Here is a 20,192-nt window from a genome sequence, read left to right on the forward strand (position 1 = left end):
GTGTACCCCTAACTAGTTATGAACTAATTGGAGGAAAACCATGAGCCAGAATTGGTCCTTTGAAACTCGTCAGATCCACGCAGGACAGACACCTGACCCGGTGACCGGTGCACGTGCGCTACCGATCTACCAGACCACGTCGTTCGTCTTCCCGAGTGCCGAGAGCGCCGCGGCGCGATTTGCACTTCAAGAACTTGAGCCGATCTATACCCGTATCGGCAATCCCACGCAGGAAGCCGTCGAAAACCGCATCGCAGATCTCGAAGGCGGCGTGGGCGCACTGCTACTGTCCTCCGGGCAGGCAGCAACCAGTTTCGCCATTCTGAATCTCGCCGAAGCCGGCGATCACATCGTGGCCAGCCCCAGCCTTTACGGTGGTACGCAGAACCTGCTCAAGCACACCCTGAAGCGTCTGGGCATTGAGGTTACCTTCGTGGCCGACCCGGACAATCTCGAGGCATGGCGCGAGGCCGTGCGTCCAAACACCAAGGCCTTCTTCGGTGAGGTAGTCTCCAACCCGCGCCAGGACGTGCTGGACATCGAAGGTGTGGCCGCCGTGGCCCACGAAGCCGGCGTGCCGTTGCTCGTGGACAACACCCTAGCGACGCCGTACCTGGTCCGTCCGATCGAGTGGGGCGCCGATATTGTCATTCATTCGGCCACCAAGTACCTCGGCGGACATGGCACCGCCATCGCTGGCGTAATCGTTGACTCGGGGAATTTCGACTTCGCTAAGGACCCGGAACGATTCCCGGGCTTCAACACCCCGGACGAGTCCTACAACGGCCTGGTCTTCGCCCGTGACCTTGGCGTCAACGGCATTTTCGGGGCCAACTTGGCCTACATCCTCAAGGCCCGGGTCCAGCTCCTGCGTGACCTCGGATCCGCGGTGGCACCTTTCAACGCGTTCCTGATCGCACAGGGACTTGAGACGTTGTCGTTGCGCGTGGAGCGCCACGTGGCCAATGCCAAGGCCGTGGCGGAATTCCTTGAACAGCACGAACTGGTCGAATCCGTCAGCTACGCGGGGCTTCCTTCGTCGCCATGGTACGAGCGTGGGCAGAAGTACGCTCCGCAGGGTGTTGGGGCCATCGTGGCCTTCGAAGTGGCCGGTGGCACCGCCGCCGGGCAAGCCTTTGTCGATGGACTCAAGCTTCACTCCAACCTTGCCAACATCGGCGACGTGCGCTCGCTGGTGGTGCACCCCGACTCCACCACGCACGCGCAGCTCTCCGCCGAGGAACGTCTGGCCGCCGGTGTGCGTCCGGGCCTCGTGCGGTTGAGCGTTGGCATCGAAAATATCCAGGATATTCTGGCCGATCTCGAGCTCGGCTTCGCCGCCGTAGGTGAGCTCGGCTCGAAGGAATTGCAAGAGACACGCTAAGGCATATGAGCATACCCGTGACTACCGAGCCGACGTATTCGGATCACCCGACCATCGACGGACAGGACGGCATTGTGCGCCGCCTGTCCGTGGGTGAGCACCATTTTGAAACCGGAGGGTACCTGCCCGAGGTGGAGCTGGCCTACGAAACCTTTGGCACGCTCAATGCCGAGGGCAGCAACGCGGTGCTGGTGCTGCATGCGCTGACCGGAGATGCACATGTGGCAACCGGGCATGCCGCACAGCCCGGCTGGTGGGCTGACTTCGTAGGTCCGGGGCTCACCGTGGACACGGATAAATATTTCGTGCTCAGCGTCAATATGCTCGGTGGGTGCAACGGTTCCACCGGACCATCGAGCCACGACGCGCATGGCCGTCCCTATGGGTCGCGCTTCCCGTTCACCACAATTCGCGATGCGGTGCACGTCGAGGCGAAACTCGCCGATGTCCTAGGGATCGACGTGTTTCATGCGGTGATGGGTGGTTCCATGGGTGGAGCGCGCGCTCTGGAATGGGCCGTGCAGTATCCGGATCGGGTGAGGAATCTGGTGGTTATGGCTGCCACCGGTCAGTCCACTGCCGAACAGATCGCCTTCGCTCAGGTGCAAATCGAATCGATTCGGCAGGACCCATACTTCGCTCAAGGGGACTACTACGCAAATGCCGTAGGCCCCGATGCGGGTTTGGGTATCGCCCGCAAATTGGCCCACATTACGTACCGTTCCGAGGCGGAACTGGAACACCGCTTCGGGCGGACGGCGCAGGGCCAAGAACAACCACTGGGATCTGCAACCTGGCCACGCGGTCGCTACCAGGTGGAGAGCTACCTCGACCACCAGGCCGGCAAGCTGGTCAACCGTTTCGATGCGAACAGCTATGTGGTGCTCACCGAGGCGCTGATGAGCCACGATATCGCGCGTGGTTTCGATTCCTTCGAGGCGGCATTGGCCCGGCTCGCGGAGGTCAACGTGGTAATTGCGGCAGTGCGTAGCGATCGACTGTACTTCCCGGAACAGTCCGAACGGCTGGCCGCGGCACTGCCTGTGCCGAAGCCGGTGTACTACATCGACTCACCCATTGGCCACGATGGTTTCCTGACGGACGCCAAACAGCTGCACGGGGTGCTCAGCCATCTGGTTTTCGAGCAAGAGCCCTAAATATGGAAATGCGCTACGGCCCGTAATCCGACTCCTCAGTATGCGATGGAGCTTCGCGGTTGCGGGCCGTAGTTCGTTGGCGGGAGCGCCAGAGGCACACGCCCACCCAGAGCACGGCCATAGCGCCACAGCCTATAGCTGCCCGGTCGTTCCCTGTGCCCAGAGACCAGAAGCTCAGCATGGCAAAGAGGGCGCTGATCAGCGCCGCCATGCGGACGGAGATCGACGACCGGCGCATCTGATCAGCTCCGCCGCGTCCCGGCAGTAGCCACGAAGATCATCAGCGGCTCGGTACCGGTAAAAGCGGAGTGCTGCCAGTCGCTATACACGGCCCTGAGGGTAAATCCAGCGTGTACTAGCTGTTCCGTGATGCGCTGCCGCGTGCGGAAGACTAGGTCCAGGTCCTCAACGATTTGCTGCCCCGTAGTTAGTCGCTGGGTTTCGAAACGCAGCGAAACCACCTCACCGGTTATGCCACGCAGCTGCGTGGATTCACGAAGCGGGCCGAGGGCCGCGGTGTGCCTGGTCGTACTACCTTCGCCGACCCAGGATTCCCAAGCGCGCGCCTGCGGATTACGTGATTCGAAGGCGATCATCCCGCCCGGCCTGAGCCGTTCGTGCAGGTCGTTCAGCGTGCGTTGCCACTGCGGATCGGGGATATGCTGCGCCACATTGCCGCTGAGCACCGCATAGTCTGCCCGCAACGCAGGTAGTGAAGTGCTATCTCCCTCAATCCACTGCACGCGCTCAGCGCCGGGGCGTTGCCGTGCCTGTTCGAGCATCACCGCGGCCGGATCTAGTCCTACAACCGTTCGTCCTTCGGCGGCCAAGCTCACCGTCAGCAGGCCGGTGCCACAGCCCACATCCACAATTACCTCGGCCTGAATCTCTTCGGCTAAGGCTCGATAAAAATCATGATCCGGCCCGTCGGGATTATCCTCATCGTAGAGCGTTGCCAATTGTGGGTGGGTGTAAGCCATGGCCGGTCCTTTGCGCTAGAGCTGGTCGCTTTCGGCACCGGCGCCGAGCGAATCGTTTGCCCGTTGCGTTGAAAACGGTACCGCTTCGGGACGCTTGGGGGTGATTCCGTCGCCGGAGGACTGGTGCCGCAGACGGCGTAGCACCCACGGGGCGAGATGCTCACGGGCCCATTGCAGGTCATCGATGCGAGCCTCGCGCCAAGAACGCAGATCCGGGTCGACGGCGATGTCCAGGTCGAGTTCATGCGAGACGTTCAGCGAATCTAAGGCCATGGCTGCGATCTGCTGGTGTCCTAGCGGCGAGAAATGTAACCGGTCTTCTGACCACATGACCGGCTGATGCAGCTGCCGCATGGCCCACAAGTCCGCCACAATCGCGTCGTGGCGTGCGGCGACCGTGCGCACGTTCTCGTTATAGATGGCAACCTTGCCGCGAATTCCGCCCAATACTGGGGTATCTCGGATATCCGGACCGGTGAACAGCAGGATGCTGGCGCCGGTACTGGCCAAATCCGCGATGAAACCATCGAGAAGTTCGGCGATGCTATCCGGGTCCCCGCCGGGGCGCAGCACATCGTTGCCGCCTGCACAGACGCTGATCAGATCGGGGCGCAGGGCCTTGGCCGGCTCGGTTTGCTCATCGATGATCTGCCGGATGAGGCGTCCACGGATGGCGAGGTTGGCATAGGAGAAGCCCGGATTTTGCCGGGCTAGCTCCTCCGCTACCCGATCGGCCCAGCCACGGTGCCGTCCGGGGTTATGCGGATCGGGATCGCCGATGCCCTCGGTGAAAGAGTCTCCCAATGCGACGTAGCGGTGCCAGGGATGCTGCGGTGCTTCGTGGTCAATATTTTGGGTCACAGTAGTTATGTTACTCATCAGTCATAAAAGGTACATAGGTAGGCTTGGGGCATTATGGGAATTGAAAACACCGCTCCGGTCGCCCTGATTTCGCGAACCGACGATGAACGACTTGGTACCCCGTTGCTCGTGCTCCTGCACGGATACGGTTCAAATGAAGAAGACCTCATGTCCTTGGCCCGCTACTTGCCCGAGGACTTCACCTACCTCTCGGTCCGCGCGCCCTTGTCCGCCGGCCCCGGTTTTAGCTGGTTCCCGCTGACCAGCGAGATCGACTACTCGGTCGACGCAGTGCAGTATGCGGTGCGCGGCCTCTGGGAACTGCTCGAGCCACTGTGCGCCGAACATTCATCGGTGACCCTGTTGGGATTCTCGCAGGGCATGGCCATGGCCACGTCGCTGGCGCGCCACCGCCCCGAGGCCATTGATGCGGTGGTCGGACTGTCCGGTTTCGCGGTACAGATGCCCGAGGATGGTTTCTTTGACGATGAGGCGCTGCGGGCCCGCCCGCTACCGATGTTCTGGGGGCGTGACACCGCCGACCCGGTAATTACCGCGGATAAGATCGCCTATACCTTGCAGTGGGTGCCGGAACATACCGTGCTGACCAGCGAGCAGTATCAGGGGATCGCGCACTCCGTGTGTGCCGAAGAGATTAGCGACGTGGCCCGCTTCCTCGCCGACCACGTCCTGGCTCAGGCCGAGCAAGCTTAGTTGCTGCGGACCCGTACGCATTCGCCGTTAACGCAGACCACGTCGCCGGGCTGAATCTGTGCGCCACGGCGCGTGTCGACCTGACCGTTGACGGTCACCTCTCCGGCCTGGATCAGTTCCTTGGCGTGAATGCCATCCTCGGCGAGGGAGGCGAGTTTTAGTAGCTGCCCGAGGCGAATGGACTCGTCACGGATTTCCAGGTCAAAGATTTCGGTGCTCATACCCCCATTGTTCCGCATCCAGCGGTGAGCCGGTGCGGGCAGGGATGTAAAAGATGCCACATGGCACACACTTCGTCCATCCCTGCCCGGGGCGCTAGGCTTAACGGGTATGTGTTTCCTACGGACCGCAACCAGCGGCCTCGTAATGTCCTTTGGAGTTGATATGGCGCCACAGTCCAAGCTTGATCAGGTAATCTCTCTGGCAAAACGCCGGGGTTTCGTGTTCCAGGCCGGTGAGATCTACGGCGGTTCCCGCTCCGCATGGGATTACGGACCGCTGGGAACCGAGCTGAAAGAAAACATCAAGCGCGAATGGTGGCAGCACTTCGTGCGCAGCCGCGAAGACATGGTGGGTCTGGATTCCTCGATCATCCTGCCCAAGGCTGTGTGGGAAGCCTCCGGCCACGTCGCAACCTTCACCGACCCGTTGGTGGAGTGCACCCAGTGCCACAAGCGTCACCGTCAGGACCACCTGATCGAGGCCTACGAGGCAAAGAAGGGTCGCGCCCCGGAGAACGGCATGGCCGATATCGCCTGCCCGGATTGCGGCACCAAGGGACAGTTCACCGAGCCGCAGCTCTTCTCCGGTCTGGTGAAGACCTACCTGGGGCCCGTGGATAGCGAAACCGGCCTGCACTACATGCGACCGGAGACCGCTCAGGGCATCTTCGTGAACTTCAACAACGTGCTCACCGCTAGCCGCAAGAAGCCACCGTTCGGCATTGGCCAGATCGGTAAGGCCTTCCGTAACGAAATCACTCCGGGAAACTTCATCTTCCGCACCCGTGAATTCGAGCAGATGGAAATCGAGTTCTTCACCGCACCAGACGAGGCAGCACAGCACTTCGACGAGTGGGTCAAGTACTGCTGGGACTGGTTCATCGACCTGGGCATGAACCCGGAGAATCTGCGCCAGTTCGACGTCCCCGAGGACGAGCGTGCGCACTACTCGGCCGGAACCATCGACTTCGAGTACCGTTTCGGCTTCCAGGGCTCCGAGTGGGGCGAGCTGATGGGTGTGGCCAACCGCACCGACTACGACCTCTCGAGCCACTCCAAGGCCTCGGGCACCGAGCTGTCCTTCTTCAACCAGGCCACCGGCGAACGCTTTATCCCCTACGTGATCGAGCCGTCCTTCGGCCTGACCCGTTCGATGATGGCCTTCTTGGTGGATGCCTACACCGAAGACGAGGCACCGAACACCAAGGGCGGGGTGGATAAGCGCACCGTGCTGAAGCTCGATCCGCGCCTGGCGCCGGTCAAGGCCGCCGTGTTGCCGCTGAGCCGCAACGAGAACCTGTCGCCGAAGGCGAAGGACCTGGCCGCCGAACTACGCAAGCGCTGGAATATCGACTTTGACGACGCCGGAGCCATCGGGCGCCGTTACCGTCGCCAGGATGAGATCGGTACCCCGTTCTGCATCACGGTGGACTTCGACACCCTTGAGGACCAGGCGGTGACCATCCGCGAGCGTGACACCATGGCGCAGGAACGCGTCGCGCTGGACCAGGTGTCGGCGTACCTCTCCGAGCGTCTGAACGGAGCCTAGGGTTTGGGCGAGCTGACCTTCCGACCCTGGCGCTCCGGCGATGACCTGGAACTACTTCAGGTCCTCGGAGACCCGCGCTCGCCGCAGGCGCATCAAGACCGCACGATGCTGCGTGCCGACAGCGATGCACCGTTTTCCCGCACCCTGGTAGCCACCGAAGACTCGGTGGCCATCGCCGCGGGCGTGGTCTTTGCCTCGTCGCTGCACCCGCAACGCCTGTGGCTCTATGTTGAGGTGGCCCCGGCGCACCGCCGGCAGGGTGTGGGCCGAACCCTTGTGGCCAAGCTCCGCGAGCTCATCCCGTCCACCGAGACCAGTGAGCTCAAGGCGCGGTACACCGTGACCGCAGGAGATGACGCGGCCGCGGCCGCCGGGTTCTGTGCCGCGTTGGGGCTCAAGGAAATTCAGATCTCACGCGATGTGATCTTGGAACCGGGTGCCCTGGCCGAACCGCGTTTCGACGACACCGAGGCGGTCATCGAAGATATCGCCACCGGTAGCGTGGAACTGACCCAGGTGGTCATGGACTTCTACAACGCCACCCATCAGTGGGATCCGGCGCAGATGACCGTTGGTTCGGCGCAGCGCATGCTGTTGGACGTGAATACCGGAGCGCAGGGCGCCCTGGTGCTACGCGACCGTCCCAAGATCCACGGCGGTAAGATTCTGGCCTTCGCCATAAGCTACATTCCGGCCCGCGAACAGGCACCCAGCGATGTGCTGGTTGGCTTCAACCCGGAATTCAGTGATGACGAGGTGGCCGAACCACTGCGTGACCTTGTATCGATGCTGATTCACCAGTACCCGATCAAGCTCGAAGTCGACTCGTCGATGTTCGTGCTGTCCTCGCTGGTTGATGCCTTGGCCAGCGTTGAGCAGGCCACGGTCATTTCGACCACGCATATTCTCGCTTCGGACGGCTAATCCCGCCACCGAAGCTTGGGCCCGGGTGGAACCTCATGGTTCCGCCCGGGCCCTTGCCGACCCACCGCTTTTAACCCACTGGAGCCAGCCGATAATGGCCTCACCCACCCGCCCGCCGAAAAACCTCGGCTTCTTGCTACTGATTGTGGCCCTGCTTGGCGGTTCCCTGTTACCGATCCAAAGCCGGATCAACGGAGCGCTGAGCACCACGTTGGGCGACCCGGTGACCGCCTCCACCATTAGTTTCTGTATGGGATTGGTGGCGCTCAGTTTGCTGGCCGTCGTGTTACCGAAAGCCCGCCGGGCGGTGGTGGGAATCCCGCGAGTGTTGAAACGTCGTGAATTTCCTGGTGGTTCCTGCTGGCCGGTGTGGTGGGAACCTTTACCGTGGCCAGCCAATCGGTCGTCGTTCCCGCGCTTGGCGTCGCCCTGTTTACCGTTGCCTTGGTGACCGGTCAAAGTATCGGATCGCTGGTTATCGATCGGATCGGGTTCGGTCCCGGTGGGCCCCGCCGCATTAGTGCCACGCGACTGATTGGCGCACTCTTGACCGTTGGCGGGGTGCTCTGGGCCGTGAGCCCACGCTTGGAGCTTGCGAATCACCTGGGACTGATTGTGTTGCCGGTGGTCTGCACGCTCACCGTCGGTGTGCTTCTCGGGTTCCAGTCTGCCGCGGTAGGTGTGCAGGCCAACGCCTATGGCTCTGCCCTGGCCGCGACCTTTATGAACTTCCTGGTCGGCACCCTGATCTTGGGATTGGTCCTTGCCCTGCGCTGGTCGGCCAATGGCATGCCGCAAAGTTTTCCAAGTATCTGGTGGTACTACTCAGGGGGCCTTCTGGGTTGTATTTTCGTGGGGGTAGCCGCCTTCCTGGTGCGCCGACTCGGGGTGCTGGTTACCGGGTTGAGCATGATCTGTGGGCAGCTACTTGGTTCGTTGTTATTGGATCTGCTGGTGCCAACGGCCGGTACCGTCCTGTCACTGGCTACCGTGGCCGGAACCGTGCTGACCATGCTCGCCGCGGCTATCGCCGCCTTGCCGAGCCGCTCGGCACCGGCCGAGGCCCGGCGCACGGTGTAGTGGGCCGGGCCTCGGAGCGTGCAATACTTCGCGGGCAAGCTGCGCGGTGAACGAGCTCCTGAGGACAGAGAGCCAGCCGGCGTTCCGGAGAGCGAACCAGCTCAGATGTCACTGGTCCGTGCAACAACCCCGCGGCCACCATTCGATCTGCGGCGTTCGAGACAGATGCCGGCGCCCACGGCCAGGCTGAAGAATGCCCAGCCGTTCATGGTCTCACCCGTCGACTTGACTGCAATCACGCCCATGACAATCGCCGTCAAACAGAGTGCCCCGGCCAAAGCCAACGTGGGCATCGTCGGCGCCTTCGGCAGGAACCAGGCGAGGGCTGCGAGGCACAGCGCCCCAGCGACGAAGACGACGCTGAGCGCGAATGGGACCTGCTGCCATAGCGCCCAGGAAACGAGCGGAATTGCTGCCGTGATGGCAAGCGCCCACCATTGGTTCGACGTCATGTGGTTCACTCCTAGCACGTGTGTGAGGTTCGAATGGTGCACTCTTCGCGAATGCGGTAGTCCCCAGACCGCGATGCGCAGAGCGGGCAAAGCACTCCAACGCAAGCGGCGCGGGACCAAACCGCCCCGCATGCGCGCGCCTTGCGCGCACCATTTCACCCGGTTTTTGACGATGTACTCGGTGTACTGGCTACACTAACACCGACGGTTGGCCGGTAGCAGTAGTTCGATCCGCTTCCGCGCCTCGTCTGTGAGCGCTCCGAGTCCAAGTAAGGCATCGGGTTAACGGAAGAACCCGGTGACTTAAAGCGGGTTCACCGAACCATCAACTGACGTACCGGACACCCCTAGGCCTCGGGCACTAGGTTCAGCACCTGGCCCTTCCAACGGGAGCGCAGCCAACGGTCATGCGTGGCGATGAGCAAGGTTCCGGCATACTGGTTCAACGCCGTTTCAAGCTCCTCCACCAGCGCTAACGAAAGATGGTTGGTGGGCTCATCGAGCAACAACAGCTCCGGGGGATCGGCCACGAGGGTTGCCAGCGCCAATCGGCGGCGTTGACCCACGCTCAGCTCGCCCACCGGACGGTGCAGGTCGCGTTCGGCCAACAAACCACTTAGTGCCAAGGGCGTGGCCTCGGCGCGATCGAACCCCACCACAGAGCGGTAATACTCGGCCGCAGACTGCCTCGGGTGCTCAAAGCTCACCTCCTGGGGCAGATAGCCGACCCGGTGACGGCTCTCGTCGGTGCCGATCTGTAGCGTGTCTTCCGGAGCGTCGAGCACGCCGGCAAGCACCGAGAGCAACGTGGATTTACCTGCACCATTCGGACCGCTGAGCAACAGCCTGGCACCGGGCTCGAGGGTGAAGGACACCTCAGCCAAGCGCCCGGGTATGCGCAGCGAGTTCACCCTAAGCTCCGGGGCTGAATCGTGGAATTGTTCACCGAAACCGGCGAATTCCAGAGGTTGTGGTGGGCGGCGTACCCGGTCGCGCTCGAGCGCTTCGAGCCGCATCCGCGCATTGCGGGCCCGCCGGGCCGTGACCCGGGCGTCCTTGTCGGCATAGAACTTCTGGCTAATCTTCGACTCGGATTTGGACTCTTGCTTACGGTTTACCTCACGCGAGCCCACCGCGACTTCATGGTGCAGGGCGTTGCGTTGCTCGAGTTCCCGGGCGTAGCGCTCCCGCCAGCGCCGCAATTCCTCGCGACGTTCCTGACGGGCCTGCGAATAGCCCAGTCCCCAGAACCGCGCGCCGTACCCGGCGCCGGTGTCGCTGGTTTCCTCCGAATCCGCGGCAATCGCGTCGGCGGCAGAGCTTTCGCCGTCCGCTGCGGCAGCGTCGGCGAGTTCACTGGCCGGCACCGGCAACGGGTCGAGATCCAGAATCCCGGTGCTGACCGCATCCAGTAGCGCGCGGTCGTGGCTGGCAAGAATCACGATCCCCGGCCAGCGGCTAAGCACCTGTTCCAAATAGGCGCTGGAGGCGTCGTCGAGGTGGTTGGATGGCTCATCAAGCAACAGCAGATAGGGCGCCCGCAACAGCAGGCAGGCCAGCGACAACCGCACGATTTGACCACCGGAGAGCTCGCCCAGTCGTCGACGTTCGTCTATGCCGCCGAGTCCGAGGCCGCGAAGCATTTCGGCACGCCGGGCCTCGGCGGCGAAGGCTTGGCTACGTTCGGCCTCGTCGAGCGCGGCCGCGAAGGCGTCGGCGATCTGCGGATCGTGCGGATGTGCCGCCAGCTGATCGCCCAGTGATTCCATGGTCGCCAGCGACGTCAGCGCATGGTGCTGCGCGTCGTCAAGGATCTGCACCAGTGGGGTATCGGGCGGGTAGGGCAACTCCTGCTCGAGTAGTCCCACGTGTTGCGGGCGCAGTATCGATCCGCTTTCGGGCGTGAGCTTGCCGGCGAGCAGCGCCAGCAGTGTGGATTTACCGGTGCCGTTTTCACCCACGAGGCCAATGCGTTGGCCAGCAGAGGCGGCGAAACTAATTTTGCTCAGTACCCGCCGATCCGGGTAGCTAAAGCTCAGCGAATCCACGGTGAGTTGCTGTTGTCCACCACCGGTATCGGTGCGTGTGCCGGCACGCTGTGAGGCGGTTAGGGAAGGAGACGTAGAGGTCTGGGAAGCGGGCATGGGCCACCGCCTTTCGGAATGAAGGTGACATTCCGCCGGGCTACACGGACAACCGCGGTCTGGGGCCTGAACAGGGAGGGGTCCCCGCTAGATCAAAAGCAAAGGGGGAGAGGAAAACCTAGATGCAGAGCCAACCGGACGCCTCGGGCGCGGAATGAGGGGCTAGCTGCAAGTCTTCATGAGCACGAATGTACGCCATGAATCGTTCGTGGACAAGTGCCCGGGCCGGCTGAGGCGGTGGTTAGCGGTTCACGTAGTGCAGATAAACGGTACCGTTGCCGAAGATTCGATGTTCGGCCAGGCGCAGATCTAGCGACACTTGGGCAGGTAGCGCGGCGAGGCCGCCCCCGAGGGTTTTCGGGACGATCAAGAAGCGATAGTTGTCGACCATTCCGGCCTTGATCGCCGGTGCCGCGGTGGTGGGCCCAAAGATTTCGACCTCGCCCGGAGCCTGCTGGACAATCTCTCGCAATGACTCCAGCGGTAGGTGCGGACGAAGCTCCGTACCCGGATGACTCAGGTCGTGGTCAGTGAGCGTGGAAGAGATCACCATACGCTGCAAATTGCGCCACCGGCGTGAGAATTCAGCCTCGTCGGCCCTCCACTGTTCACCTTCGGGTGCTTGTTCCCAGTAGGTCATGAGCTGGTAGGTTTTGCGCCCTAAGATTTCGGTGGAAATATGCTCCATGCGTTGAACGTGGAAAGCGAAAACCTCTGCATCGGGAGCCCCGAACTGGAAGTCTCCATCCGGGCCGGCCGCAAAGCCATCGAGCGAAATGGTCGCGGTATAGCTCAAGCTGCCCATGGAACGCCTCCGGTGTCATCTCGCTGTCCTAGGCCGTGCACGCCCAGCCTAGGACCGGGTGCGCGGTAGCGCAATGGCTACCCACGCTCTAGCCGCCGGTCGAGTCTCGGAAGACGACCCTCGTGGGCACGAGTTCGGTGAGCGGGCCTTGGTCTTCGGCCTGCTCCGAGTCCAGAACGCGTTCGAGCATGTTCATGCACCGCTGCCCGAAATCGCGGGGGTTGAGATCAACGGCGGTTACGCTGGGGTTCATGTAACCGAGCACCGGGGAGTCCACGGCGGCGGCGATGAACAGGTCCTTGCCGATGCGTCGGCCAGATTCGGCGGCGTATCCGGCGACCGTAAGCACCGAACCGTCCGTGAGGGCCAAGATGGCGTCGGTGGTTCCGTCATCGAGCAACTTTCGCGTGGCCCGTCGGGTGTCCTCGACGATCAGGTCCATGGCGGAGACCTCGATGCGGGCATCCAGCCCGCGTTCGGCACACCAATCCCGGTAGCACTGCTCGATGCTCATCGACCACGACATGCGTTCCTTGGTGGTGATAATGGCCGGTGCCCGGGATCCGGCCGCGGCGAAGCGGTCCAGGATGGCGCGGGTGGAGCTGGCGTGATCGGCAATGACGGCACCGGACACCCGATGGTTTGGATCGGGCATCTCTTCACCGGTAACCACCGGTAGGCCCAGATCAAGCAGCTTATCGACATGGGGGTCTTCGAGAGTGGGGTCGATGATGATCAGCCCGTCGGCGTTCAGCCGGGTGGCGTGGGGTGCCCCGTTCGTGTGTGGCACCAAGGTGACGGTGCGTCCGGAGAGTTCCGCGGCGTCGATGATGCCGAAGGTCGCCTCCATGTAATACCCCAGGGCGGACACATTTTCGGGCAGGTAGACCGCGACGATCCCGGTGCGTGACGAGCGCAGATTCTGTGCGGTTTGGTTTGGACTATAGCCAAGTTCGGTGGCAATTTTGAGCACTCGGTTGCGGGTATCTTCCGAAACCCCGGGACGCCCGGAAAGTGCGAAGGAAGCGGCGGCGCGCGAAACCTGGGCGGTTTCGGCGACCTGCTTGAGGGTGACGGGGCGAAACTTCGGGGCCATGCATTGAACGTAACAGATGTTCAGCCTGCGGGACGGCTATTGCGCAGCTCACTTAATCGATTTAGTGTTAACCTCACTGGCGCCGCTCGCGCCCCAATCATCACCGCGCTGACCGTCTCAAAGGAGAGTTCATGGAACAGCAAACGACCCCACAGCTACGCCGGGCCCTAGGGCTGATCGGGCTGACCCTCTTCGGGCTCTCGTATATGGCCGTTGGCACGGTCTTTACCACCTATGGCATCGTCAACCAGATCACCGAGGGGCGCTTGCCACTGGCCTACGTGGTTGCCCTGATCACCATGCTGTTCACCGCTTTGAGCTACGCGGCGATGGTGCGCAAATTCCCTGTCGCCGGTTCCGCCTACACCTATGTGCAGCAGTCCTACGGGGGAGCGGCCGGATTCATTACCGGTTGGGTGCTGCTACTGGACTACCTGTTCATTCCGATGTTGAACTTCCTGATCCTGGGACTCTACGTCAGCAGCCAATTTCCCAGTATCCCCATGCAGATCCCCGCCTTCGGGGCGGTGTTGCTCGTCTACCTGTTCAACGTCTTGGGCATTAAACTGGCCAGCCGGTTCAATATTGCGACGGTGGCCATCTCCACCGCCGTCGTCGTGGCCTTCGGAATACTCGCGCTGAAACTGGCCGTCAACGATCCCAACGCACCGGGACTGCTCGAGCCCTTCCTCCCCGGCGCCGCGGGCTTTAGCCCGATTCTCACCGGCGCGGGCATCCTTGCGCTGTCCTTCCTTGGTTTCGATGCGGTCTCCACGCTCTCCGAGGAGGCGCGCCGTCCAAACCGCGATATTCCCCGGGCAATTATTCTCACCACGCTGATCGGCGGCGGTATCTTCATCGTGGTCTCGTGGATTGGTGCCCTGGCCTACCGTCCGGAGAACTGGGCGACCGTGCCACAGGACCTGCTGGACTCCGCCGGTGTGGTGCTGGCCAACTTCGTCGGCGGCCCGGTCTTTGGCATCGCCATGGTGATCGCCACCATCGCCGGTTGCCTCGGTTCGGGACTGGCCGGTCAGGTCTCCGTCTCTCGCATCCTTTACTCCATGGGCCGTGACGGGATTCTTCCGCGCCGATTCGGCACCCTCTCGGCACGCTACAAGACCCCGGTCTTCTCCACCACGATCGTCTCGCTCATTGCACTGTCTTGCCTGTTTCTCTCGCTGGACCAGGTCGCCTTCATGATCAGCTTTGGAGCCCTGGCCGCCTTCAGCATGGTGAACCTTTCGGTCATCCGCAGTTACCTGTTCCCGCGCGACGGAGAGCCCGCACGAGGTGTGCTCTCGCTGATTCGCTACGGCCTGTTGCCCGGCATCGGCTTCGCCCTGAGCATCTGGTTGTGGACCTCGCTGGATCCGGTCACTTGGGTCGTTGGTGGCATCTGGGCGCTATTGGGCGTGGGCATTCTCGCCGCCAAAACCGGATTCTTCCGCCGCCCGGTCCCGACCATGGACTTTACCGAGGTCGAGACCGAGGCCAGCGGAGAACCGGTCTCCACGGCCACCGGCCCGCAACACAACTGACCTGACCCTACCCATCGCCTACCTCACCGAACGGAATCGTGAATCTATGACCGCCACACCCCAGGCCGCACCGGATCTGATCGTTGTCTCCCGTCGCATACACCCACTGACGGAGCAGAAGACGCAAGAGCTGAACGCCATTGCCGTAACCGACGGCATTATCAGCGCGCTCGGAAATGCCTCCGATGTCGTGCCCTTGGCCGGCGAACACACGCAGCTCATTGAATTGCCCGGCACGCTGGTTCCTGCCTTTACCGACGCGCACGCCCACCCGATCATGAGCTTGAGCATGGCTCGCGGAGCCGACTTGTCCGGGTGCTGTTCGCTGGATGAGGTCGTCGTGGCGTTGCGTGCGGAGGCAGAGCAGCAGGGACCGGATGACTGGGTTCTGGGGTGGGGGCTGGATCCGAACCTCTTCGTGACCGGAGGAATCAGTAATCAGGTGCTGGTAGACGCTTTGGGCGAGGAACGGAAGGCATATGTCACGCTGTTCGACGCGCATTCGGCAATCGTCTCGCCGGCTGCCCTGGCGGTGGCAGGCATCGACTCCGCCAGAACTTGGCCCAGCGGTTCGAGTGTTGTGGTCGATGCACAGGGGCGTCCGACCGGGCACCTGATTGAGTTCGAAGCCATGAGTCAGGCGCAGGCTCACCTGCCCGAGCAAGGCCTGGACGAGGAGGTCGCTGCCTTGCACGAATTGCTTGCGGCGATGGCGGCGCAGGGCATTGCTGAGGTGCATGTGATGGACATGAACCATCCGCGGACCCACGAGCTGCTCACCGCCGCCGAGGCGCAGGGGCCGCTACCGGTGAAGTTGCGCATTTCGCCCTGGTGCACCCCGGCGCTCAGCGATGAACAGTGCGCCGAGCTAATCACGATCCAGGGTGATGGCGGGGCCCGATGGCGCGTGGAAGGGGTGAAGTTCTTCATCGACGGAACCGTGGAGGGCGGAACCGCGTGGCTTGAGACCCCGGATACCAAGGGGGAGTCGACCGCCTCGGCGTGGGGCGAAATCGGTGCCTACGCACGGCGCGTCGCCCAGTTGCACGCCGCCTCGGTGCCCACCGCCACCCATGCCATCGGTGAACGCGGGATTCGCGAGGTAGTTCAAACGTTGGCTGCCCTGCCGAGCAATGGCGTGCAGCACCGCATCGAACATATCGAATCGGTGCCTCGTCCGGTCATCGACCAACTGGCGGCAGCCGGCATCGCCGCCAGCATGCAACCAACGCATTGCACGCATTACACCAAGGCCGACGGCAGCGATGACTGGTCCACGCGTCTGGGCCGGGACCGGGCGGCTCGTGCGTGGTGTACGCGTGATGTGCTGGACGCTGGGGCAATTTTGGCCCTGGGGTCCGATTTCCCGGTCGCCCCCTATCCGGTGTTGCCGATTATGGCCGATGCGCAGCTACGTCGTCCGGTTCATGACTCGAGCGCCGCACCCATTCTGCCCGAGCAAGCGATTACTGCCGCCGAAGCGTTGGCTGGATTCACCACCGGCCCGCAACGGGCCATCGGTCGCAGCGGAGGAACGCTCGCCGTCGGCGCCGCAGCATCCTTTACGGTGTTAGACGTAGACCCGCTACGTGTCGCCCCCGAAGAACTTGCCGAGGGACAGGTGCTGTTGACCGTATCCGATGGACTGATTACCTATCGGGCCCACTAGTCCGCCTGGGAAGTCCAACGATCGATTCGTTCCTTCGCCTCGAGCAAGTTCAGGTCGGTGTGGCGTCGAAGGCGCTTGATGGCCTTCACCCTTTGCCCGTTGGCTAGTAAGAGCTCTATTTCGGACCTAGCCGCCGGGCTCAGAGCGCTGGTGGCGCGCTGGTTCGGATCGATGATGAGGCGTTCTCCTGCGGGTGGCCAGTGGTCAATCAACTCTTTGGCCGCCCGCAGGCCGAGCTGCGGCACCGCCGCACGTAGTGCCTTGATGGCCGCAATCTGGTGGCCCTCGGTCAGGAGCCGACTGATTCTTTCCTGCTCATGGGCGGAGAGCTCAACTGGTTCCGCTCTGCCACGCTTTGTTGTCGTCCGATCGAGCACTAGATACAAAAGTACGGCTGCTGCCAGAGCAAAAAATGTCCACTCCATGGTTTCGAGTCTAGGTGATCGGGTGGCATGGAACTCCATGCGCTCAATCGGCGGCATAGAACGGGCCTGCACGTAGCTACTAGGCGCCGCAGGCTTCCCGCATCGCCGAGACGATCAGGGCTCGCGCCGCGCGGGCTTCTGGCACCGGCAGGAGCGGATACACATGAATCTGGCCAGCGCCTTCAAAATAATCCACCTGCACGCCGGACGCTCGGGCTGACCGGACGAAAAGTCGGGTGTCTGGATTGAGGATGCCGAACGTTCCGCTAATCCGCAGATGGACCTGCAGGATGGGAACCGGTCGGTGCGTCGAGGATTTGCTGATCGATATTCATGATCGGGGTACAACACTGCCCTGCGATGGAACGAGAAGCGTTGGCTCAGGTTCTGTTGTGCCACGCGGGGAGCGTTAGCTAGTTACGTCCCGGAACCCAGCGGTCAATGCGGGCTTTGGCCTCGCGTAGGCCGAGGCCGGTGTGTTCGCGAAGGACCTTGATGGCCCGGATCTTGTTATCGGCCGCCACCAGCTGATCGATTTCAACAATTACATGCGGAGGCAACGGATTGCTGTCCGGCTGTTGTTGGGCCCCGGGCGCGACGGAGTACGGCTTGGTTTCCGGTTGCCAACGGTCAATGCGCGCCTTAGCCTCACGCAGGCTCAGCGTTGGATCGGTTGCGCGCAGCTTCTTCACGGCCGCGACCTTTTGGCCATTGGCCACAAGTTGATCGATTTCGTGAATCGTCCCGGGACGTGTCGCCGGGGAATCATAGGGATCACTCTCGACCCGCGGTCTCGCGAGCCTGATCACGATAACGAGCAGGGCAAGAACGATCAGTGCGAGGATGATCCACTTCATTATTCCACCCTACGAGATCCGTTCCCTCCTACGAAAGAGGAGGAGCCGGCGTTGCGCGAACGCTCAGGTTTGAGGCTATTGGCCGACAGCAGTGGCTATGAACGTAGTTGCTTGAACGAGCCAGTTGGCGGCACATATCTTTGGTGAGCTCCAGCTCTGCCTACCAAGGCGCCGAGCGTAACTCCACCAGGCGCCACTCGTGCTCCGAGTCGGCGAGCAACACTAGGTCCGTCTCAGCGAGCTGCACCGATTGACGTACCTCGTGAATTCTGTCTTCTGAAAAGGCGAGTTCTGATCGCGAGCCCTCGCTTTGGAGCCAACGTACCCGTACATTGGGCAACGCCTGAAGATCACGCCACAAGGGCTCGGCGCTCGCCGGGGCGATCAGAAGCACACGACGTGGAACTAAGTTGCCCGAAGCTGGAGCCAGTGCTCGATCGTGACGCCACAACACAAAGTGATAGGCAGCGACCAGCACCGTGGCTAGCAACCAACCCAGTGGCGCGCGAACCAGACCCAGTAGAGACTGTTCGGCAGCGTCTGGCGCCAATATATGGTCAAACACTCGATAGCCGACGACGAGCAAGGCACTGAGCGCGACAACCGCGCTAATCCCAAAGACCAAGACGAGGTAGATACGCCGTTCGGCCGCAACTGGCTGTTGCAATGGCCGGAAAGAGCGCACCCACACGGCCGCGCCCACCACGACCAAGGCGAGCCCCGAACGTACGAGCCCCGCCGGACCTTCACCGATCAGCGGTGGTGCCCAACCGGCTAGCAGAGCATTGATGAGGATCCCTACGCCCGTAGCGGTCATCGTGAGGCTGATCCCGCTGAGAGCCTGTTCTCCAATGGTGCGGACCTTCGGTGGGCGTAGCGCCGCGGCATTCCAGTGAAAGCCCCAGAAGAACAGGCCGATCACGGTACCGGCAATCGCCAGCGGTGCACCGTCGACGACTCGGAGCCACCATGTCGCACCGTCCGGTGGCAGCGGCAACACAAGCGAGATCACCGTTGCGAGCGAAAGCAGCGCCGTCAAAGCCGGAAGAACCAGTCCCGCCAAAAGCAGTAGGACCGTCGCGAAGCCGCGCCGATTCTCATTGGCGCGCAGGGTGCGCCAGTGCCACCACCAGATCAGCGCCCCGCCTAGGGCGAACACCGCGGCGCTACGCAGCGCAGAGGAGTAAGAGCCCACCAATAAGGGCTCCTCGAGTCCTCCGAAGAGGATTTCAAGGCTATGCCGCAGCAACGACAGGCTAGCCCCAGCGGTTAGCACCATCGCATAGGTATTGCCCAGCACCCAGGACAAGGCTTCGGGGCGATCCGGCTGAAAGCCCGGGCGCATTAACACGCGATACTGCCAAAACCACAGCGCACCATAGCCGAGGGTGATCCCGAGCCCGCGCGGCCACTGTGCGTTGTCACCGCCGAGGACGTCGGAGACCAATCCAAACAGGGTCACCGAACTGGTAATGAGTGCAATGAGATAAATGGCCGCGGACTGTAATGCCCAAATGACTCCATCGGCACCCCGCGCCCCGGGCAGTGAGCGGCGAAGCCAGCGCCAGAGCAACCAAGCCAAGGGGGTCGCGATAATTGCTTGTGCTAGACCCACGGGCAAGGGCTCCACGTCCGGACGACCACTAAGCAGTGTCAGTGCCGAGGTTGCCAGCTTGCTCAGGCCGCTGGCCGCAAGCAAGAGGAGAGTTAGTAAAAGGCCATGGGCAACGAGCCGACGCACCACGCCTAAACCGCTAGAAGTTGCGGTCGCCTGCCCGTCCATTAGTCAAACTCCGGTTCGCCGGGTTGGCACGTTCCCACCGGCCAAGGCGCCGTGGATATGAGCCAAGACCCGCGATTGACCAATTCGAAGCGGTCCTCATAGCCGGTGTCGGAGCCGAATAGCGGCGCCCGTTCGCCGGCATAACTGATGCGCACCACCAGCGTGGCACGCTCGCCCTCGACCGTGGAGGACTTCAGCTGAATCTGCAAGTCATGAGGAACTTCGTACAGGTACCGTTCACAGTCATCAGTACGATTGGCCAGATATCCAGCGGCAACATCGCGCTCGCCGTGCAGCAGGGCGGTGACATAGCGTTGCACGGTTCCCTCGGGAGTTTGCGCGGGATATTGCACAGTCAGTGGTCGTGCGGCCTGCACGATGAGTGCCGCCAGCACGATTAACACCACGACCGCCGTCAAGGCCCACAGCGTGCGGCGCCCCGGAACGGATTGCTCGCTCATGCACCAATTCTCCGCCTAATCGGCCGCAGTTAACAGCACAATTTGGCCACAAGATGAGGCGTAGCTCATGGCCGATTTGCTCCCATTTG

The 20,192-nt window shown here is 62.3% G+C and carries 20 protein-coding genes; 9 read left to right on the forward strand and 11 right to left on the reverse strand.

Annotated features, from left to right (window positions below; all coding sequences use genetic code 11):
- Positions 1-40 precede the first annotated feature (40 nt).
- Positions 41-1,384, forward strand: coding sequence for a bifunctional o-acetylhomoserine/o-acetylserine sulfhydrylase (locus tag ACJD00_RS04465; RefSeq protein ID WP_418908665.1), 1,344 nt, complete (start codon positions 41-43; stop codon positions 1,382-1,384).
- Positions 1,385-1,389: 5 nt separating this feature from the next.
- On the forward strand, positions 1,390-2,541 hold the full coding sequence (gene metX / locus ACJD00_RS04470; RefSeq protein ID WP_418908666.1) for a homoserine O-acetyltransferase MetX: 1,152 nt from the start codon (positions 1,390-1,392) through the stop codon (positions 2,539-2,541).
- A 242-nt stretch (positions 2,542-2,783) separates the two neighbouring features.
- On the opposite strand, the gene ACJD00_RS04475 is transcribed toward metX, so the two are convergent.
- Both ACJD00_RS04475 and ACJD00_RS04480 read right to left on the reverse strand, forming a co-directional pair.
- Entirely contained in the window at positions 2,784-3,521 is a 738-nt protein-coding gene (locus ACJD00_RS04475; RefSeq protein ID WP_418908667.1) for a class I SAM-dependent methyltransferase, read from the reverse strand.
- A 15-nt stretch (positions 3,522-3,536) separates the two neighbouring features.
- Complete coding sequence (locus tag ACJD00_RS04480) at positions 3,537-4,382, reverse strand: SGNH/GDSL hydrolase family protein (protein WP_418908668.1); 846 nt, start codon at positions 4,380-4,382, stop codon at positions 3,537-3,539.
- A 54-nt stretch (positions 4,383-4,436) separates the two neighbouring features.
- Here ACJD00_RS04480 and ACJD00_RS04485 point away from each other — a divergent pair, with 54 nt between their 5' ends.
- Positions 4,437-5,096: an alpha/beta hydrolase gene (locus tag ACJD00_RS04485; RefSeq protein ID WP_418908669.1), complete on the forward strand. Its 660-nt coding sequence runs from the start codon at positions 4,437-4,439 to the stop codon at positions 5,094-5,096.
- Here the strand turns inward: ACJD00_RS04485 and ACJD00_RS04490 are convergent.
- Complete coding sequence (locus ACJD00_RS04490) at positions 5,093-5,317, reverse strand: RNA-binding S4 domain-containing protein (RefSeq protein WP_418908670.1); 225 nt, start codon at positions 5,315-5,317, stop codon at positions 5,093-5,095. The genes ACJD00_RS04485 and ACJD00_RS04490 overlap by 4 nt on opposite strands.
- A 163-nt stretch (positions 5,318-5,480) precedes the next feature.
- On the opposite strand from ACJD00_RS04490, the gene ACJD00_RS04495 reads away from it, so the two are divergent.
- The 4 genes from ACJD00_RS04495 (at position 5,481) to ACJD00_RS04510 (ending at position 8,870) form a co-directional block, all read left to right on the forward strand.
- A complete protein-coding gene (locus tag ACJD00_RS04495) occupies positions 5,481-6,866 on the forward strand; it encodes a glycine--tRNA ligase (RefSeq protein WP_309408289.1) in 1,386 nt (461 codons plus the stop codon).
- 3 nt (positions 6,867-6,869) lie between these two features.
- The gene (locus ACJD00_RS04500) at positions 6,870-7,790 is read left to right on the forward strand and encodes a GNAT family N-acetyltransferase (RefSeq protein ID WP_418908671.1); all 921 of its coding nucleotides are present in this window, start codon (positions 6,870-6,872) and stop codon (positions 7,788-7,790) included.
- 94 nt (positions 7,791-7,884) lie between these two features.
- Positions 7,885-8,241 carry a DMT family transporter gene (locus ACJD00_RS04505; RefSeq protein ID WP_418908672.1) on the forward strand — a complete coding sequence of 119 codons (357 nt, stop codon included), beginning with the start codon at positions 7,885-7,887 and terminating at the stop codon, positions 8,239-8,241.
- Positions 8,178-8,870, forward strand: a complete 693-nt coding sequence (locus ACJD00_RS04510; protein ID WP_418908673.1) for a DMT family transporter — start codon at positions 8,178-8,180, stop codon at positions 8,868-8,870. Before ACJD00_RS04505 ends, ACJD00_RS04510 begins: the two co-directional genes overlap by 64 nt.
- Positions 8,871-8,971: 101 nt before the next feature.
- Here ACJD00_RS04510 and ACJD00_RS04515 read toward each other — a convergent pair whose 3' ends face one another.
- The 4 genes from ACJD00_RS04515 to ACJD00_RS04530 all read right to left on the reverse strand — a co-directional run bounded on the left by ACJD00_RS04515 (position 8,972) and on the right by ACJD00_RS04530 (position 13,367).
- The gene (locus ACJD00_RS04515) at positions 8,972-9,322 is read right to left on the reverse strand and encodes a hypothetical protein (RefSeq protein ID WP_418908674.1); all 351 of its coding nucleotides are present in this window, start codon (positions 9,320-9,322) and stop codon (positions 8,972-8,974) included.
- Between the two features lie 347 nt (positions 9,323-9,669).
- A complete protein-coding gene (locus tag ACJD00_RS04520; RefSeq protein WP_418908675.1) occupies positions 9,670-11,466 on the reverse strand; it encodes an ATP-binding cassette domain-containing protein in 1,797 nt (598 codons plus the stop codon).
- A 241-nt stretch (positions 11,467-11,707) separates the two neighbouring features.
- Positions 11,708-12,271 carry a dihydrofolate reductase family protein gene (locus tag ACJD00_RS04525; protein ID WP_418908676.1) on the reverse strand — a complete coding sequence of 188 codons (564 nt, stop codon included), beginning with the start codon at positions 12,269-12,271 and terminating at the stop codon, positions 11,708-11,710.
- Between the two features lie 88 nt (positions 12,272-12,359).
- Positions 12,360-13,367 (reverse strand): LacI family DNA-binding transcriptional regulator, encoded by a 1,008-nt coding sequence (locus ACJD00_RS04530; protein ID WP_418908677.1) that lies wholly within the window; start codon positions 13,365-13,367, stop codon positions 12,360-12,362.
- Between the two features lie 131 nt (positions 13,368-13,498).
- Here ACJD00_RS04530 and ACJD00_RS04535 point away from each other — a divergent pair, with 131 nt between their 5' ends.
- Complete coding sequence (locus tag ACJD00_RS04535; protein WP_418908678.1) at positions 13,499-14,908, forward strand: APC family permease; 1,410 nt, start codon at positions 13,499-13,501, stop codon at positions 14,906-14,908.
- A 46-nt stretch (positions 14,909-14,954) separates the two neighbouring features.
- On the forward strand, positions 14,955-16,577 hold the full coding sequence (locus ACJD00_RS04540; protein ID WP_418908679.1) for an amidohydrolase: 1,623 nt from the start codon (positions 14,955-14,957) through the stop codon (positions 16,575-16,577).
- On the opposite strand, the gene ACJD00_RS04545 is transcribed toward ACJD00_RS04540, so the two are convergent.
- The 4 genes from ACJD00_RS04545 to ACJD00_RS04560 all read right to left on the reverse strand — a co-directional run bounded on the left by ACJD00_RS04545 (position 16,574) and on the right by ACJD00_RS04560 (position 20,103).
- Positions 16,574-17,002, reverse strand: a complete 429-nt coding sequence (locus ACJD00_RS04545; protein ID WP_418908680.1) for a hypothetical protein — start codon at positions 17,000-17,002, stop codon at positions 16,574-16,576. The genes ACJD00_RS04540 and ACJD00_RS04545 overlap by 4 nt on opposite strands.
- Positions 17,003-17,415: 413 nt before the next feature.
- The gene (locus ACJD00_RS04550; protein WP_418908681.1) at positions 17,416-17,859 is read right to left on the reverse strand and encodes a ribosomal protein L7/L12; all 444 of its coding nucleotides are present in this window, start codon (positions 17,857-17,859) and stop codon (positions 17,416-17,418) included.
- 160 nt (positions 17,860-18,019) lie between these two features.
- Positions 18,020-19,642, reverse strand: coding sequence for a DUF5671 domain-containing protein (locus ACJD00_RS04555; protein WP_418908682.1), 1,623 nt, complete (start codon positions 19,640-19,642; stop codon positions 18,020-18,022).
- The gene (locus ACJD00_RS04560; protein ID WP_418908683.1) at positions 19,642-20,103 is read right to left on the reverse strand and encodes a hypothetical protein; all 462 of its coding nucleotides are present in this window, start codon (positions 20,101-20,103) and stop codon (positions 19,642-19,644) included. The genes ACJD00_RS04555 and ACJD00_RS04560 overlap by 1 nt, the downstream gene beginning before the upstream one ends.
- Positions 20,104-20,192: the final 89 nt, after the last annotated feature.

The organism is Glutamicibacter endophyticus (assembly GCF_048457885.1).
GTDB lineage: Bacteria > Actinomycetota > Actinomycetes > Actinomycetales > Micrococcaceae > Glutamicibacter > Glutamicibacter endophyticus.

Coding starts and splice junctions, on each gene's coding strand:
- ACJD00_RS04550 (WP_418908681.1), bottom strand. CDS start 17,859: ATGAAGTGGATCATCCTCGCACTGATCGTTCTTGCCCTGCTCGTTATC.
- ACJD00_RS04515 (WP_418908674.1), bottom strand. CDS start 9,322: ATGACGTCGAACCAATGGTGGGCGCTTGCCATCACGGCAGCAATTCCG.
- ACJD00_RS04495 (WP_309408289.1), top strand. CDS start 5,481: ATGGCGCCACAGTCCAAGCTTGATCAGGTAATCTCTCTGGCAAAACGC.
- ACJD00_RS04545 (WP_418908680.1), bottom strand. CDS start 17,002: ATGGAGTGGACATTTTTTGCTCTGGCAGCAGCCGTACTTTTGTATCTA.
- metX (WP_418908666.1), top strand. CDS start 1,390: ATGAGCATACCCGTGACTACCGAGCCGACGTATTCGGATCACCCGACC.
- ACJD00_RS04540 (WP_418908679.1), top strand. CDS start 14,955: ATGACCGCCACACCCCAGGCCGCACCGGATCTGATCGTTGTCTCCCGT.
- ACJD00_RS04465 (WP_418908665.1), top strand. CDS start 41: ATGAGCCAGAATTGGTCCTTTGAAACTCGTCAGATCCACGCAGGACAG.
- ACJD00_RS04490 (WP_418908670.1), bottom strand. CDS start 5,317: ATGAGCACCGAAATCTTTGACCTGGAAATCCGTGACGAGTCCATTCGC.
- ACJD00_RS04535 (WP_418908678.1), top strand. CDS start 13,499: ATGGAACAGCAAACGACCCCACAGCTACGCCGGGCCCTAGGGCTGATC.
- ACJD00_RS04555 (WP_418908682.1), bottom strand. CDS start 19,642: ATGGACGGGCAGGCGACCGCAACTTCTAGCGGTTTAGGCGTGGTGCGT.
- ACJD00_RS04560 (WP_418908683.1), bottom strand. CDS start 20,103: ATGAGCGAGCAATCCGTTCCGGGGCGCCGCACGCTGTGGGCCTTGACG.
- ACJD00_RS04530 (WP_418908677.1), bottom strand. CDS start 13,367: ATGGCCCCGAAGTTTCGCCCCGTCACCCTCAAGCAGGTCGCCGAAACC.
- ACJD00_RS04475 (WP_418908667.1), bottom strand. CDS start 3,521: ATGGCTTACACCCACCCACAATTGGCAACGCTCTACGATGAGGATAAT.
- ACJD00_RS04520 (WP_418908675.1), bottom strand. CDS start 11,466: ATGCCCGCTTCCCAGACCTCTACGTCTCCTTCCCTAACCGCCTCACAG.
- ACJD00_RS04505 (WP_418908672.1), top strand. CDS start 7,885: ATGGCCTCACCCACCCGCCCGCCGAAAAACCTCGGCTTCTTGCTACTG.
- ACJD00_RS04525 (WP_418908676.1), bottom strand. CDS start 12,271: ATGGGCAGCTTGAGCTATACCGCGACCATTTCGCTCGATGGCTTTGCG.
- ACJD00_RS04485 (WP_418908669.1), top strand. CDS start 4,437: ATGGGAATTGAAAACACCGCTCCGGTCGCCCTGATTTCGCGAACCGAC.